Here is a 16,381-nt window from a genome sequence, read left to right as displayed (position 1 = left end):
ACCAATTTAAGGATTAGGAAGGGTTGTTTGTAAGTAGAGTGCCAAGCGGGCAATGTTAGTCACCGCTCGTACGGAAAGGGTGGCGCCACTGATGCCGTCTACAGATTGATTGAGCTGTTTCGAATCATCTAGCTGACTGCCTTCGAACTGTTTTGTAAAGCTGGGCAGTTCCACTTCCCAACCACGGCTCTCACGGAATTTAAGAATGCGCACGGCTTGAATCTTTTGTTGTTCGATCACAACGCCGATGGTAATGAGTTTTTCTTTACCGATTTCTTCCATTACCCATAAGGTTTTGGCCGATCGAGAACGGTTGGCATTTTTGGCTTGCCAGTAGGGCGCTCGAATTTTGTAATAAGGGTGGTGTAGAATCTGACTGGACACTTGTTTTTTGTCGCCCGTGAGCCACATGAAGTTTCGTTTTGCATTGTCAGCCAGATTGTTTTGTATGAATCTGGTGACTTCCTCTGACACAGAGGAAGCCTGACTCTCTACCGAAAGCAGAGAGAGGGTAGTTACGAATAGATAAACGCTAAGCTTTATCTTATTCATCATTAAAATTGATAGCCTACACCAAGGTTGAAGCCATTGGTTTTCTTGTCGTCTTTGGTATACCACTGGTAATCCGCTTTAAATACTACGTCAGGATGTGGCCAGTAGTTTACACCAATGTCGGTTTGCGTTTCATCATTTGCTGAACCAGACGCTTTTTTCCAGTTGTTATAACGCGTGAAAACCCCCCATTTTTCTGTCAGCTTATAACTGGGTTCAATGTAGTAACCAGATTGCTTGTCTGCATCGGCCGCTTTGGCGGCATCACCAGAGATATCCCACTGTGCATATAGACCTTTGATTGTGAATTGGTCAATGGTATAAATCGCATGCGTTTCTAACAATGTTGCAGGGGCTTTGCTGGCTAAGGTTCCTTGACCTAAATCGGATTCATAACGTGCTGTAGCGGCCAATTCCAATCCTGGGACACCTGTGTATTTGATGCGCCCGGTATACGCCAAGTCATTGGCTTTGGCTTTACTGGTTTTTTGGCGACCATCACGGATGCTGTAACCATCGGCTGAATAAAGCCCTTCAGAGAGCATTAAATCGTAACTGAAACCAGATTGTGAGCGTCCGTTAAGCGTTAAACCACCGCTCCACCAGGTTGCTGGGATGATGTTTTTTTCCACTGGGTTACGCTCAACACCATAGAATGTCGGGGGTTCATGGGTTTCATTCAAAATCCCCACCGGCACTAAAATGACACCTGCTTTGGTACTGAGTTGGTTGTTTAAATCCAATTCTACGTATGCTTGTTCTACTTCAACCTCTCCGCCATTGGAACCGTCAGACGTGTCTTTGGATAAGGCATGTTCGATTTCCACTTCAGAGAAAAAGCGAATCTTGTCGTTAAATTCATGCCCAAAGAACAGCACGAAACGATGGAAGTCGATTTCTTTTTTCTCTGTGCCGGCTTGGCCAGGCTGGGTGGTTTTTAGGTTGTTATAGTGCAGTTCGCCATAACCCCCGATGCTGGTATTCGATTTTGATGATGATTTAGAGTCTTCGACTTGTTGTGCTAACGCATTAATTTGTTGACGCAGTTCTTCAATTTCAGGGTTGCTAGCGGCCATAGCGCTTTGTGAGGCAAGAAGGGCACCGACTAAGAATGAGATTTTTTTAAGTTTCATATAAAGACTCTCTTTATTTGTTAATGAAAATTATTATTGTTACGGAAGTGAATTATAGAGATAAAAAACGCAATGTCAATCTAAGTGAGAATAATTATTAATACCAATATTAATAAGGTTTTAAAAAACGGCTTTTAAAAAAGAGAATAGAGATTCAAAAACAAAAATGACTGAATCAGGTAAAATGTGCCCATTCAAAATATTGTGTGATGCGTGTGTTTTCTTTTGTAATCAAACGCACGGTCAAGACTAGGAGTATGTATGTCACAGCAACAACCAACTGTCGGGATTGTCAGTTTAGGATGCCCTAAGGCAACCGTTGATTCCGAGCGGATTCTGACTCAATTAAAAGCGGAAGGGTATCATCTGACCAATTCTTATGAAGATGCGGATGCGGTGATTGTGAATACATGCGGGTTTATTGATTCAGCTGTGCAAGAGTCGTTAGATACGATTGGTGAAGCGCTGAGCGAAAACGGTCGAGTGATTGTAACCGGCTGTTTGGGTGCGAAGGATGGCGTGATTGAGAAAGTGCATCCTTCCGTGTTGGCGGTATCCGGACCTGCGGCTTATGAAGAAGTATTGACCGCGGTGCATGAAGCGATTGCGCCACCGAAACATGATCCGTTTGTGGATTTGGTGCCACCACAAGGCATTAAGCTGACCCCGAAACACTTTGCCTACTTAAAAATTTCTGAAGGGTGTAACCACCGTTGTACCTTTTGTATTATTCCTTCCATGCGTGGCAACTTGGTCAGCCGACCTGTGTCGGATGTGGTGGCCGAAGCGAAACGTTTAAAAGATGCCGGTGTTAAAGAGCTGTTGGTTGTCTCACAAGACACCGCTGCCTATGGCGTGGATGTTAAATATAAAACCGAATTTGCAGACGGGCGCCCAACCAAAACATCGATGTTTGGTTTGGCAGAAGCCTTGAGCGAGCTGGGTATTTGGGTGCGATTGCATTATGTGTATCCTTATCCAAATGTGGAAGAAGTCATTCCGTTGATGGCGGAAGGCAAGTTGTTGCCGTATTTGGATATGCCTTTACAGCATGCTGACCCTGATATTTTAAAAGCGATGAAGCGCCCGGGTAATGTCGATAAAACACTTGATCGTATCAAGAAATGGCGTGAACAAGTACCAGATTTGACGATTCGCTCCACATTTATTGTCGGCTTCCCGGGAGAAACCGAAGCGCAGTTCCAGAATTTGTTGGACTTTATTGAAGAAGCACAACTGGATCGCGTCGGTTGTTTCCAATATTCTCCAGTCGAAGGCGCGGTGGCGAATGATTTGGCTGAGCCTGTGCCGGATGAAATCAAGCAAGAGCGTTTTGATCGTTTTATGCAGCTTCAGCAGCAAATCAGTGCGAATAAAATGCAAGCCAAAATCGGTAAAACGATTCAAGTGCTGGTGGATGAAGTGGACGAAGAGGGGGCGATTGCTCGCTCTAAAGCCGATGCGCCAGAAATTGACGGCATGGTGTTTATTCCAGAAGGGCATCACTTAAACCCGGGCGACTTTGTCGATGTGGAAGTGTTTGCGGCGGATGAATATGATCTATGGGCCACGCCAGTTGGCGAATTTGTGCCACAAGAAACGTCTTATGTTGAGCTAGGCTAAAATGGCCAGGCCTGGGTGTTTTTAACCCAGCTTGAACACTTGATCAACGTTTGATAATGCAGGTTGAACATGTCTAAATGTCAGGGGTTTTCTCCCATTGTGCCAACGCAGCCTAAGGTGTTGATCTTAGGCACGGCGCCTAGTGTTATGTCCTTGGAGAAATCGTTTTATTATGCGCATCCACGTAATGCTTTTTGGCCGATTTTAGCGGATTATTTTAATCAATCAGCCAACACGGTTGAAGCTAAAAAAGCTTTGTGTCTGGAAAATGATATTTTGCTGTGGGATGTCTTGTCGGCCTGTGAGCGCCAAGGGAGTTTGGATTCAGCGATCAAACAGCCGGAAGCGAATGATTTTGAAATGCTTTTTCAAACTTATCCTAATCTGAAAGCGGTGTTGTTTAATGGCAAAGCCGCGCAAAGCTTGTTTGAAAAACAGGTAATTAAAAAACAATCTTTGCCGGAAGATTTGATATTTTATTCGCTTCCGTCAACCAGTCCGGCGAATGCTCGATTAACCTTTGAAAATAAAAGGGTTTTTTGGCATAAAACACTTCAGCAAGCACTGACTAAATAAAGTAAAATACCTTGTTACCAACTCGGAAATTAATCTAAAGGAATTTGCCTTGAAAGCAGAAAACTTTACACCAGAACTACTCTCGCCAGCCGGCACCTATAAAAACATGGAATATGCGTTCGCCTATGGTGCGGATGCCGTTTATGCCGGACAGCCTCGTTACAGCTTACGTGTACGTAATAATGAATTTGATGAAGAAACTTTGGAAAAAGGCATCAAGCGTGCGCATGAGCTGGGCAAAAAATTCTATGTGGTGAGTAATATCGCAGCGCATAATGCCAAAATCAAAACCTATATGCGTGACATTGCGCCGATTATCGCGATGAAGCCTGATGCTTTGATTATGTCTGACCCAGGGTTGATTGCGATGGTGAGAGCAGAGTATCCCGAGCAGGAAATTCATTTATCCGTTCAGTCAAACGCAGTGAACTGGGCGACGGTAAAATTTTGGCATGACCAAGGCATCGCTCGTGTGGTGTTGTCTCGTGAATTGTCGATTCAGGAAATTCGTGAGATTGGCGAAGCAGTTCCGGGAATGGAGCTTGAAGTGTTTGTGCACGGGGCACTTTGTATCGCTTATTCCGGTCGTTGTTTGTTGTCTGGTTACATCAATAAGCGTGATGCAAACCAGGGCACTTGTACCAACGCGTGCCGTTGGAATTACAATACCTATGAAGGTAAGGAAGACGAGAGCGGTGACATTGTCGGGATTCCCGTCGACAAAGTGGCGAACATTACTGATTTGACGATTGAATCGTCTGATTCTGTCCAGCCTGAACCTACCTTAGGTGAGGGGAAGCCTACAGATGAAGTGATGTTGCTGGAAGAAGAAGGGCGCCCGGGGGAATATATGCCGGCGTTTGAAGACGAGCACGGTACTTATATCATGAACTCGAAAGACTTACGCGCGGTGGAGTTGATTCCGGAACTGGTTGAAATGGGTGTGGATTCCTTAAAAATTGAAGGGCGTACCAAATCGCATTATTATGTGGCGCGTACGGCGCAAGCCTATCGTAAAGCGATTGATGATGCAGCTGCAGGCAGACCGTTTGATACAAGCTTATTAGGTGAGTTGGAAAGTTTGGCCAGCCGTGGTTACACGGAAGGTTTCTTGCGCCGTCACGTTCACTCTGAATATCAAAACTATGAATACGGCGTTTCCAAATCAGATCGTCAGCGCTTTGTGGGTGAAGTCATTGATGTGATTGAAAGAGACGGCCAGAGCTTGTTGGAAATTGATGTGAAGAATAAATTCTGCCTAGGCGATTCGATCGAAATTATGACACCTGCCGGTAATGTGACGTTGAAGCTGGCTGAGATGCAGGATCATCATGATAAGCCGGTTGAATGTGCATTAGGGTCCGGTTGGCGTGTTCGTATTCCGAACCCATTTAAAGATTTGGATGTTGAAACCTTGAAGTTTGGTTTGGTGATGCGTAACGAAGCTTGGGGCGGTGACATGAAGCGTGATGCCGCCGCTCGTGAAGCCAAAGAAGCAGCAAAGGTTTAATTCAGCATGGCCTTGAAGATTTTAGAAGGGTGCACCAATTGTGATATGTGCGAGCCGGAGTGCCCGAACCAAGCCATTTCTTATGGCAAGAAAATCTATGAGATCGATCCTGATCTTTGTACAGAGTGTGTTGGCTATTACGATACACCGACCTGTATCAGTGTGTGCCCGGTGGATTGTATTATTACCGATCCGGAACATGTCGAAGATAATGAAGCGCTGGTGAAAAAGTTTGAACACTTAGTCTTAAGTGATCAAATTTAAACGCCGCACGGTGTTTCAAAAATGGCTGAATAAGAAAAAATAAGCTCTTTAAATATGTAAGGTAAGTAATTGCTTTATAAGAGCTTATTAATACATTCGCATTTTGTTTATAAAGCTTCTATGATTGAATAAACTACTTGATATAAGTAATTTATTTCATTGGGGTTTCCTATGATTCGACATTCTTTTCTCTTTATTCTATTCTCGATACTCGTTGGAACTTTTAGCCTGTCTGTGCACGCTGAAACGTCTAATGTTCATCCTCAAGTTCAAAAAATTCTGTCACAGTCTGAAGAGCCCGATGGCATTGTGTTTGATATTGAAACCTTGGATAGCGGTGCCTTAAAATCAATGGCGCCTTTTGTTACGCAACAAATTGAATTGATTCGGAAACGTTATCCTGATGTTGATATCGCCGTGGTGTCGCACGGAGCGGAAGAGTTTGCTTTGCAAAAGCAGGCCCAGCCACAAAATGCAGATTTACATGCCATGTTTAATCAATTGGTGACGGATCAATCTGTTTCTGTTCATGTGTGCGGCGCAGTGGGCGGGTTGAAAAACCTTACCCGAGAAGACTTTCCAGACTTTGTCAGTTATTCTGCTTCTGGGATGGCGCAATTAAATGACTATAAAGCCTTGGGGTATCAGGTGGTCATCATCAAACAGCTTTCGGATAAAGAGCGCAAAGCTTTATTTGGTTCTCCTGAAAAATTCGTTCAATAGTTAACAGCAGTTAAGTTGAGATATTCTTTTTATTAAAAATATAGGTACAAGAACGTACTAAATGCTTTCTTCTTTGAATAGGCGCTTGAGCGGATGTTTGAGCGCCTTTTTCTTGTCTGACAGCTTGTTACATGGCATCCTTGTATTGACCTGTCGCTAAGAGTTTGTATGATGTGTGTTCATTCTTTATATTTAACAGGGAGCAGCCATGGCAAAAAAGATGGAATTAATCAGTTTTAAACTTTGTCCTTTTGTTCAACGAGCAGTCATTGTTTTAAAGAAAAAAAATATTGATTTTGATATTACCTATATCGACTTAAGAAACCCGCCTGAGTGGTTTAAAGAAGTGTCGCCGCTTGGCAAAGTACCTGTTTTGAAAGTTGGAAATGAAGTCTTATTCGAATCATCCGTTATTCAAGAGTATGTAGATGAAGTGACACCACCTTCTTTACATCCTGAAGATATTCTATTGAAAGCCAAAAACAGAGCTTGGATGAGCTTTGGCGATGAATTGAATATGGCATTGTTTAAAATGGCGCAGGCTAAAACTCAATCGGAATTTGAAGAAATTCGGGATGCTATGTTGAAGAAATTGCATCGTTTAGAATCGGTTCATAGCGGCAAGGCTTTTTTCAATGGTGCTGATTTCTGTTTGATTGATGCCGCGTATGCCCCTTTCTTTATGCGTTTGGATTTAATGGCGTTAGCCTGTGGTTTTTCTTTCTTGGATAACTTGCCTACAATGAAACGCTGGTCAGATAACCTCTTAGAAGAAGAGTGCGTAAAATCCTCTGTTGTCACTGAGTTACCGCAAATGTATGTGGGGATGCTTAAAAATGTTGACGGCAGCTATTTATCGACTTTGTGCCAATAAGGCATTGTTTATAAAGGCAGCGACCGTGAACATTTTCTTTCAGCGTCTCACTTTAGGCGTTTTGGGTGGTTTGTTTTTAAATGGCGTTGCCTGGTCGAATCCTATCTCTCAGCCAGCTCAGGTGGTTGTTTCCAAAATTCAACAGCTTGATGCTGCAGAGTATGATTGGATTGCACGCCGTATATATCAAAATGAAGCGAATCAAAATCCTAAATACCTAACCTACTGGAGCAAGTCCGAGCCGTTTCCTTCCTTTGGTATCGGGCACTTTATCTGGATACCTAAAAAGCTGAATGTGCCTTTTGTGGAAACCTTTCCCAAAATGGTGGCGTTCGTTTCTCAGTATGAAGCTGCTCCCGTGTGGTTGAACCAACTATCTCCTTTTAACCCTCCTTGGCAAAACCGAGCTGAATTCTACCAGGCCTGGTCAAAAACAAAGCTGACCCAATTGCGTGATTGGTTACAAAGAACACAGTCGCTACAAGCTCAGTTTATCGCACATCAATTAATCCAGAAATTGGAGCAGCAGATTCAAACATTACATCCGGTCGAAGCGGCGTTTTTCTGGCAAAAGATCATCCGTTTGATCGAAGATAAGCGTGGGCTGTTCGCAATGATCGATTACTATAATTTCAAAGGCTTGGGTGCGAATGCTAAAGAACAGTATCAAGGCAAAGGTTGGGGGTTGGTAGATGTGGTGTTAGCCATGGATCCGGAACAGTCGGGGTCGGTTTTAAAGCAATTTATCGCTTCTGCTAAACGATTGTTGGCACAGCGCGTTAATCTATCCCCGCCAGAACGAAATGAAACCCGTTGGTTAAAAGGGTGGTATAAACGACTGGATAGTTATTTAATCAATGGAAGGGAATAGGGCGTAAAAGATGAAGTTATTGAAAAGTTTGCTGGAAGTGATGCGTCCTCCTTTTTTAATGCTGACATTGGTGATTATGGCGTTAGTGGCGGCGACCGCTTCTTATGAAGGGTTTGATTGGTCGATTCCCCTATTTATATTGGTAGTGCTGGGCGCTGTTTCAGCTCATATCAGTGTGAACATCTTAAATGAATATGAGGACTACGAATCAGGGTTAGACGCAATGACCGATAAAACCCCTTTCAGCGGTGGCAGTGGGGCGTTGATTAAAAACCCGCAAGCAGCTGAGACGGTTGGTTCACTGGGGTACTTGTTTTTAGGCATTGTTGTCAGCTTAGGCGGGTTTTTTATTTATTTACGAAGCTGGGAGCTGTTGCCGATTGGGATAGCGGGTGTTTTGTTGATTGTCTTTTATACCTCTAAAATCACACGCATGCCTTGGCTCTGTTTAATCAGCCCGGGCATCGCGTTTGGTCCTTTGATGATGACCGGGGCTTATTTTGTGTTAACAGGCGAATATAGCTGGGTTACGTTTGGACTTTCAATGATTGTTTTCTTTTTAGTGAATAACTTATTGCTTTTAAATCAGTTTCCAGATGAAGAAGCGGATCGAAAGGCCGGTCGGTTTAATATTCTAATGTACTTAGGTCAACGAAGTAGTAGTATGATTTTTAATAGTTTTCTGGCTTTAAGTTATTTGGTACTGGCTTATATGATTATTGATGGTTGGTTGCCTTATTGGGCGAGTTTAGGCTTTTTTACATTGATTCTCGCTTGGCCGCTTCGAGTTACAGTAAAATGGCACCATCATTCGTTAACGAAATTAATGCCGGCATTGGGTTTGAATGTCTCCGTGGTATTGCTTCTTCCTAGTTTAATTGCAGTTGGACTGGTGTTGGCATTACCTTAACCAGCCGGTTTTGGAGAAGAATATGTATAAAACATTAATGGACACTGTCGGAAATACGCCTTTGATAAAGGTTCAGCGTATGGTCAACCCAAAAACCAATAGTGTGGTTTTGGCGAAGTTAGAAGGCAATAACCCTGCGGGTTCTGTAAAAGACCGTCCGGCATTGAATATGATTGTTCAGGCTGAAAAACGCGGGGAGATTACGCCGGGAGATACTTTGATTGAAGCGACCAGTGGGAATACCGGTATCGCTTTGGCGATGGTGTCGGCTATGCTGGGGTATCGTTTAAAATTGATTATGCCTGATAACATGTCGATGGAACGACGTGCTTCTATGGCAGCTTATGGCGCGGAATTGATTTTGGTGACTCAGGAATCAGGAATGGAAGGCGCGCGTGATTTGGCACAACGGTTACAAGCAGAAGGACAAGGTAAAGTTTTGGATCAGTTTGCTAACCCTGATAACCCGTTGGCGCACTATCATACGACCGGCCCTGAAATTTGGCGCGATACTGAGGGGAAAATCACCCATTTTGTCAGTGCAATGGGGACCACCGGAACAATCATGGGAACCTCCATGTTTTTAAAAGAACAGAGTGAGGCAATTCAAATCGTTGGGGTGCAACCGAAAGAAGGTGCTTCGATTCCAGGCATTCGCCGTTGGACAAAAGAATATTTACCTGACATTTATGATGATCGTCGCGTTGATAGAGTCATTGATTTGTCGCAAGATGTGGCAGAAGAAACCATGCGATCTATGGCAACCCAGGAAGGGATTTTTGCCGGTGTTTCTTCAGGTGGCGCGATGGCTGCGGCATTGCAGTTGGCTGGTGAAGTTGAAAATGCCACCATCGTCACGATTGTGTGTGATCGAGGCGATCGTTATTTATCTACCAATGTTTTTCCGACGGGCAATGTAACGCACGGTTAAGTTTTTAGAAAATATTTTAATTAGAAGATTAAACAATAAGAAAATTATGGCACGAGAAATTGAACGCAAGTTTTTAGTTACAGGAGAAGAGTGGAAGAAGCTCGCCGATAAACATATCCATTTTGCACAGGGATACCTGAATGATATTCAGCAACCGGGCAGTAAAAGTTCGGTTCGTATTCGCATAGAAGGGGAGCAAGCTAATATAAACATTAAAAGTTTAGAGATTGGTTTGAGCCGCGATGAATATGAGTATCCGGTTGAAATTGAAGATGCTCGCAAGCTGTTGAAAACACTTTGTGTCGGGCCAGTAATTGAAAAAATTCGTTATTATGTTACATTTGAGTCACATATCTGGGAAATAGATGTCTTTTTAGGCGATAATGAAGGTTTAATCGTAGCCGAAGTTGAGTTGGATTCGGAGGACGAAGCCATTGAATTACCTGATTGGGCGTCTAAAGAAGTGACTGAAATTCCTCGCTACTATAATATTAGTTTAAGCCAGCGACCTTATTGCAATTGGAGTGATGATGAAAAAGATAATTAACCCCCGTGTTCAAAAAGCGCAAAAGAAAAGCCTGGTGGTGGCTCCTTTAACGGCAGCTTTGATGTTGGCATCATCTGCAGCATGGTCTGCACCAGGGTTGATTGATATTTATCAGATGGCAGTGTTGCATGATGCAAAACTGGCGCAAGCGCGAGCGACTTATCAGGCCAACCAAGAAGCTTTGAGTATTGCCAGATCCCCTTTGTTACCTCAGATTGCGGCAAATGCTGATTATGTCAAAAATGACAGTAATGTAGACACTGCTGATGTGACCACCCGTACGTTAGGGGTGAGTATGACGCAATCTTTGTATCAGCATGATAATTGGGCGCGCTACGATCAAGCAAAATATCAGATGCAAAAATCTGAGTATGAAATCAAATATGCCGAACAGGATCTGATTGTGCGTGTTTCAGATGCCTATTTTAAGGTGCTTTTGGCGCAAGAAGATGTGAAGTTATCACAGGCAAAAGAAAAAGCGGATAAAACTCAGTGGGAGCGAGCGAACGCCTCAGCAGAAGTCGGTCTGGCGAGTAAGACCGATGTATTACAGGCAAAATCTACCTATGATTTATCAAAGTCACAGCGCATCACTGCTGAGAATAATTTAGACGTTGCGTACGAAGAGCTGATGAAATTGACTGGTAAGCCTGTCAACGATTTGAAGGTCATTAAGCTTTCAGTCAATCTACCTTCGCAAAACCTGGATATGAGTAAATGGGAAAACCTTGCGGAAGAACAAAATTTAGATGTTCTTCAGGTGGAAGAAAGTACCAATGTCGCTTCAAAAGAAGTGGACGTTCAAAAATCGGGGCATTGGTTCAATGTCGATTTAAAAGCGCAATATACCGACCAATCTTATTCTGATTATAATACGAATTTTGCTGGACAATATTCGGATCGAAATAATTTAATGGTGGGCGTTTATGCGACGTTACCGTTGTATTCCGGTGGCGGTGTCAGTGCAAAAGTGTCTGAAGCGAGAGCCAATTATAAAGCGGCCACTTTAGGGTTGCGTGATGCGAGAGAATCTGCTCGTTTGAATGCCCGTATTCTGGTACGAAATGTTGAACGCGGTATGGAATTGGTGATTGCGAACCGGGCAGCGGTACAGTCAAACGATGCGTTTTTAGAAGCGGCGGAAGAAGGCTATAAAGTCGGGCTGAAAAATTTACTGGAAGTGTTGACGGCCAGAACCAATATGTTCCAAGCCAGAAGAAATTTAGCCGAGTCATTACATAATGTGGTGTTAAGTCGTTTGAAATTGGAAGCCACGGTCGGTCGTTTAACAGCAGACAAACTCGTTCAGTTTGATAAAGTTTTATCGAACCCGACAAAAGAAAAGATGCCTAAGCTTGATAAAACGCCATCATAATCATATAAAATTGGATTGTATTTTGTTATCCACTATAAACAGCGGGGCAATGTAATGTTGAACCGCAGAACGTTTTTTAAGGCCAGCTTGGGTTCTGCAACCGGAATTTTATTGCAAAGTTGCGCGTCTTCCCAAGGGCAGGAACGTCAAATCAAAATGGGGGTGACTTCACGCCCCAGAATGCTTGATCCGCGTCAGGCAACAGATGCATTATCCAGCCGGGTAAATCGGTTGATTTACCGACAGCTAATTGATTTTAATGAAGCGTTTGAGCCGATTCCTGATTTGGCTACCTGGCAACAACTCTCTCCGACACATTATCGTTTTACTTTAACCGAATTTCCTCGATTTCATCATGGCATGCCTTTAACGGCGGAAGACGTAGCAGCGACTTATCGAAGCATTCTTGATAAAACGTTGGGATCTCCTCATCGTGGGTCATTAAAGAAGATTGTCCGCATTGAAGTGTTGAATGATGCAGAACTCGATTTTCATTTAGAAGCGCCGGATGCGTTATTCGTGGGGCGTTTGGTGATTGGTATTCTGCCGAAAGATTTGGTTGAAAGTCATCATGCCTTTCAAAAAACACCGATTGGCTCAGGGCCATGCTTTTTTAAATCCATGACGGAGCAAAAGCTGGTGTTACAGCGCCCTGACGCTGTGCAATTGGTGTTTATTCCAGTCAAAGATGCAACGGTTCGTGTGTTGAAATTACGCAAGGGTGAGTTGGACATTATCCAAAATGATTTGTCGCCGGAGTTGGTGTCTTATTGTGACAAACTTGATGAGCTAAAAGTGCAATGGCATGATGGGACTAATTTTGGTTATGTTGGCTTTAATTTTGAAGATGCGTTGCTGTCGCAATTAGAAATGCGGCAAGCTTTGGCTTATGGCATTAATCGTCGGGCGATTATTAAGGGCATCTTTGATGGCCATGCGCGCTTAGCAGGTGGGTTGCTGGTTCCTGAACATTGGAGTGGGGTTGAGAGTATTCAGGGGTTTGATTATCAGCCTCAAAAAGCCAAACAACTGGTCGATGCTTTGAAACAAAAACAGCCAGGCCTGGTCAATGACGACGGTATGATTGAATTGAGTTATAAGACTTCTTCAGATCCAACCCGTATTCGGTTAGCCACCATTTATCAATCCCAGTTGAGAAAAATAGGGATTGCTTTGAAGGTGCAAAGTTATGATTGGGGAACGTTTTACAATGACATCAAACAAGGCCGTTTCCAGCTGTATAGTTTGGCTTGGGTGGGCGTGAAAAGTCCGGATATTTTTCAATATGTGTTTGATAGTGAAGCGATTCCACCAAAAGGAGCCAATCGAGGACGCTATCGAGATCCACAGGCAGATGAGCTGATTCGAGAGGCGGCACATACTCAGTCATTAGCACGACAGGCAGAGCTGTATAAAGCTTTACAGATACGGTTACAAGAAACGCTGGCAGTGATTCCACTTTGGTATGAAGATCAGTATGCAGTCTCACGGCCGCAAGTGAAAGGGTATCAACTCTATTCTGATGGGCGGTTTGATGGATTGTTGTCGGCTGAACTGAAAGAGACATAATTGAGAGGCTTGAATCATGTTGAAATGGCTGTGGCTAGCGATTTTTTTTCTGGTAGCGACTTGGTCTGCTATTGGTGCAAAAGACACTGAGATTTGGTGGTTAGAAGCTGGCCCTGCTCTTATTGGATTTATTGTCATTGCCTTGACCTATAAGGCTTTTCGCCTTACACCATTGCTTTATATTTTGATTTTATTGCACATGATTGTGCTCTTTATTGGCGCGCATTATACCTATGCAGAAGTCCCTTTCTTTGATTGGTTGCAAAACGTACTTGGTCAAGAACGGAATAACTTTGATAAGTTAGGACACTTGATGCAGGGGCTGGTTCCTACGTTGATTGCTCGAGAAGTTTTATTACGCAAACAAATAATAAGTGGCCAGGCCTGGTTAAATTTCTTTTCAGGGACCTTTGCTTTAGCTCTGAGTGCCTTTTATGAGCTTCTTGAGTGGTGGGTTGCGTTGGTTAGTGAAGAAGCTGCAGAAGCCTTTCTGGGAATGCAAGGTTATGTGTGGGACACACAATCCGATATGGGGTATGCATTATTAGGTGCGATTATTGCATTGGTGTTTTTTAAACGGCTTCATGATCGGCAGCTTAAGGTGACGTTAGATTTATAAACTGTTTTTGGATTAATATTTCCGGCAATATGATAGCTTGACGGTTATGGATGCCTTGACAGGTATAGTAGAATAGATGGCATTAAAAGTGGGGCATGTCGTTATCATGTCGCTATATCAATGTAAAATTAAGGAATTAAGGGTAATTGTTTGAAAAATACATATGAAAAAATTATCGCCGCAGCCGTATGTGTTTGGAATGAAGATTACAGTGCGCCCTTAAAATCCATTGCGAAAGAAGCCGGCATTAGCCGAATGACGTTGCATCGCCATTTCTGTGGTCGTGAGGCCATTTTATTAGCGCTTGCTGAAGACTTTGTTGAAAAAATTGTACTCATCCTCAATCAAGCTGAAAAAGATCAAGATGTGCCGATTCAACAAATGGAATATTTGGTTAAGAATACCCATCGATTGGTTGAAGATTATAATTTTTTGTTTGATTTGTTTGAGCAAAAAGGGCGCCCAGAAGATTTGGTTGAACGTTTCAAGCGGTTTGAAGATTTATTTGAAGCCTTTTTTATCAAACTTAAAGAGCAAGATATTATTAAACCAGAGATTGAATTTAGGTGGGCGAATGCTTTATTTGAAGGGGTGATGAAGTCTGGATTTAGAATGAAGCAAAAAGGGTTTGATCGAGACGTTAATCTGGCAGAGCTGATTTGGGGCGCCTATCAGTCGGCTATTTTTACTCCTGAAGCCATTCAGCAATATGGAACAGACGTTTAAGTTCATTTGGTTGGTTTAATCCTTTCTTATATCCTCTTGTCGCGCCAGTTTTTCTCTTAAAAACGGCCAGGCCTGGTCAAATTTAGTGGTTTTGGATTTCTTTCTAGGCAATCTTTTTAAGAACCCGTTAAAATAGATTTTTTACTGAATTTTACGACTTTATTTTGTTTTTATATTTATCCATCTCTCAACAGTCATTAACGGTTTTTGCTTCTGAGCAAGACAGAGCCGAACCTGTACGTACATTTAAAATCAGTACCGCTCTGAATGGAATGGGGAGTGAAAAAAATTCAGGTAAGACACCGACTGGACGACTGATGGTGCGCGCAAAAATTGGACAAGGGTTGCCGATGAATAGTGTTTTTGTAGCGAGACGCCCGACAGGCGAAATTTATTCAGATGCTTTGGCACAATCGGCACCGAACCGGGACTGGATTTTAACGCGTATCTTATGGCTTTCTGGTATGGAAGTCGGGCAGAATCGTTTGGGGAATGTCGATACCATGCAACGTTATATCTATATTCACGGAACACCGGATACCGAACCGATGGGGGTTCCGAAATCTCATGGATGTATTCGCATGCGTAATCAAGATGTGCTGGCTTTATTTGACCTGATTCCGGTTGGAACTGAAATGGTTGTGGCGGCATGATTCAATACTTGGTGAGATTATCGTTATCGGTCGTATTGATTACCTGGGTCGTCAGTAGTTTGGTTTTTTTATTGATTCATCTTGTGCCAGGAGATCCTGTCGCGGTGATGTTAGGAGATTGGGCCAGCCCAACGGATGAAGCGTTGCTGCGCAAGCAGCTTGGGCTTGATTTACCCCTTTGGCAACAATACGCACATTATCTTTATGGGTTGATTCACGGTGATCTTGGGCAGTCTTTATTTTATCATCAACCTGTTTCTGAATTGATTAACGAGCGGTTTCCCTATACTTTGAAACTGGCTGTAATGGCTTTGTTTATTGCGATTTTAATTGCTTTTCCGCTTGGGTATTGGGCTGCATTAAGAGCAGATTCCTGGCCGGATTATGTTTCGATGACGGTTTCATTGTTAGGGGTTTCTATTCCTAATTTCTGGTTGGGGCCGATGTTGATTTTGATTTTTTCAATCGGGTTGGCTTGGTTGCCTGTCAGTGGGGCAGAACAGTCTTTTTCATGGGTTTTGCCCGCCATTACTTTAGGAACGGCGTTGTCTGCCATCTTAGCGAGAATGCTAAGGGCTTCGTTGTTGGAAATCTTCCATGAAGATTACATTCGCACCGCTCAGGCCAAAGGGTTGTCTTCTACTCGTGTTTATGGCCAACATGCATTACGCAATGCTTTATTACCCGTTGTGACCATTTTAGGACTTCAGTTAGGAACCTTGCTGGGTGGGGCGGTCATTACCGAGGTGGTATTTGATTGGCCAGGACTGGGTCAGTTATTGGTCGACTCAATTCAGAGACGGGATTATCCTGTTGTTCAAGCCTGTATTTTAGTGATTAGTGTTGCTTATATTACGGTCAATGGGTTAACAGAAGTGGTCTATGCTTGGTTAGACCCTCGTATTCGGCTAGCAAAATAGGAATA

The 16,381-nt window shown here is 43.2% G+C and carries 18 protein-coding genes; 16 read left to right on the top strand and 2 right to left on the bottom strand.

Annotation, left to right across the window (positions count from 1 at the left end; genetic code table 11):
• Positions 1-6 precede the first annotated feature (6 nt).
• Positions 7-474, bottom strand: coding sequence for an FMN-binding protein (locus P8629_RS07645; protein WP_278165537.1), 468 nt, complete (start codon positions 472-474; stop codon positions 7-9).
• An 80-nt stretch (positions 475-554) separates the two neighbouring features.
• Positions 555-1,685 carry a porin gene (locus tag P8629_RS07640; RefSeq protein WP_278165536.1) on the bottom strand — a complete coding sequence of 377 codons (1,131 nt, stop codon included), beginning with the start codon at positions 1,683-1,685 and terminating at the stop codon, positions 555-557.
• 261 nt (positions 1,686-1,946) lie between these two features.
• Between P8629_RS07640 and rimO the strand changes: the two genes are divergently transcribed.
• From rimO to nikB, 16 genes are all read left to right on the top strand, one after another.
• The gene (gene rimO / locus P8629_RS07635) at positions 1,947-3,308 is read left to right on the top strand and encodes a 30S ribosomal protein S12 methylthiotransferase RimO (RefSeq protein ID WP_278165535.1); all 1,362 of its coding nucleotides are present in this window, start codon (positions 1,947-1,949) and stop codon (positions 3,306-3,308) included.
• A 69-nt stretch (positions 3,309-3,377) separates the two neighbouring features.
• On the top strand, positions 3,378-3,884 hold the full coding sequence (locus P8629_RS07630) for a DNA-deoxyinosine glycosylase (RefSeq protein ID WP_278165534.1): 507 nt from the start codon (positions 3,378-3,380) through the stop codon (positions 3,882-3,884).
• A 106-nt stretch (positions 3,885-3,990) separates the two neighbouring features.
• Positions 3,991-5,394 (top strand): prephenate-dependent tRNA uridine(34) hydroxylase TrhP, encoded by a 1,404-nt coding sequence (trhP, locus tag P8629_RS07625; protein WP_442908694.1) that lies wholly within the window; start codon positions 3,991-3,993, stop codon positions 5,392-5,394.
• Between the two features lie 6 nt (positions 5,395-5,400).
• Positions 5,401-5,658 carry a YfhL family 4Fe-4S dicluster ferredoxin gene (locus tag P8629_RS07620; protein WP_278165532.1) on the top strand — a complete coding sequence of 86 codons (258 nt, stop codon included), beginning with the start codon at positions 5,401-5,403 and terminating at the stop codon, positions 5,656-5,658.
• A 171-nt stretch (positions 5,659-5,829) separates the two neighbouring features.
• Positions 5,830-6,381: a DsrE family protein gene (locus P8629_RS07615; RefSeq protein WP_278165531.1), complete on the top strand. Its 552-nt coding sequence runs from the start codon at positions 5,830-5,832 to the stop codon at positions 6,379-6,381.
• 208 nt (positions 6,382-6,589) lie between these two features.
• Positions 6,590-7,255: a glutathione S-transferase family protein gene (locus P8629_RS07610; RefSeq protein WP_278165530.1), complete on the top strand. Its 666-nt coding sequence runs from the start codon at positions 6,590-6,592 to the stop codon at positions 7,253-7,255.
• A 25-nt stretch (positions 7,256-7,280) separates the two neighbouring features.
• The gene (locus P8629_RS07605) at positions 7,281-8,126 is read left to right on the top strand and encodes a hypothetical protein (protein WP_278165529.1); all 846 of its coding nucleotides are present in this window, start codon (positions 7,281-7,283) and stop codon (positions 8,124-8,126) included.
• A 10-nt stretch (positions 8,127-8,136) separates the two neighbouring features.
• Entirely contained in the window at positions 8,137-9,036 is a 900-nt protein-coding gene (locus P8629_RS07600) for a prenyltransferase (RefSeq protein WP_278165528.1), read from the top strand.
• Positions 9,037-9,058: 22 nt separating this feature from the next.
• A complete protein-coding gene (cysM, locus tag P8629_RS07595) occupies positions 9,059-9,967 on the top strand; it encodes a cysteine synthase CysM (protein WP_278165527.1) in 909 nt (302 codons plus the stop codon).
• A gap of 46 nt (positions 9,968-10,013) precedes the next feature.
• Positions 10,014-10,514, top strand: coding sequence for a CYTH domain-containing protein (locus P8629_RS07590; RefSeq protein WP_278165526.1), 501 nt, complete (start codon positions 10,014-10,016; stop codon positions 10,512-10,514).
• On the top strand, positions 10,498-11,889 hold the full coding sequence (locus P8629_RS07585) for a TolC family outer membrane protein (protein WP_278165525.1): 1,392 nt from the start codon (positions 10,498-10,500) through the stop codon (positions 11,887-11,889). The genes P8629_RS07590 and P8629_RS07585 overlap by 17 nt, the downstream gene beginning before the upstream one ends.
• A gap of 54 nt (positions 11,890-11,943) precedes the next feature.
• Positions 11,944-13,458, top strand: a complete 1,515-nt coding sequence (locus P8629_RS07580) for an ABC transporter substrate-binding protein (RefSeq protein ID WP_278165524.1) — start codon at positions 11,944-11,946, stop codon at positions 13,456-13,458.
• Between the two features lie 16 nt (positions 13,459-13,474).
• Positions 13,475-14,077, top strand: coding sequence for a DUF2238 domain-containing protein (locus P8629_RS07575; protein WP_278165523.1), 603 nt, complete (start codon positions 13,475-13,477; stop codon positions 14,075-14,077).
• Positions 14,078-14,227: 150 nt separating this feature from the next.
• A complete protein-coding gene (locus tag P8629_RS07570) occupies positions 14,228-14,803 on the top strand; it encodes a TetR/AcrR family transcriptional regulator (RefSeq protein WP_278165522.1) in 576 nt (191 codons plus the stop codon).
• A 164-nt stretch (positions 14,804-14,967) separates the two neighbouring features.
• Complete coding sequence (locus tag P8629_RS07565; protein ID WP_278165521.1) at positions 14,968-15,456, top strand: L,D-transpeptidase; 489 nt, start codon at positions 14,968-14,970, stop codon at positions 15,454-15,456.
• Positions 15,453-16,376 carry a nickel ABC transporter permease gene (nikB, locus tag P8629_RS07560; RefSeq protein WP_278165520.1) on the top strand — a complete coding sequence of 308 codons (924 nt, stop codon included), beginning with the start codon at positions 15,453-15,455 and terminating at the stop codon, positions 16,374-16,376. Before P8629_RS07565 ends, nikB begins: the two co-directional genes overlap by 4 nt.
• Positions 16,377-16,381 lie beyond the last annotated feature (5 nt).

The organism is Hydrogenovibrio sp. 3SP14C1 (assembly GCF_029625905.1).
In the GTDB taxonomy this organism is placed as follows: domain Bacteria; phylum Pseudomonadota; class Gammaproteobacteria; order Thiomicrospirales; family Thiomicrospiraceae; genus Hydrogenovibrio.
The sequence above is the reverse complement of the archived record's forward strand: the minus strand, read 5'-3'. Positions and strand labels throughout refer to the sequence as shown.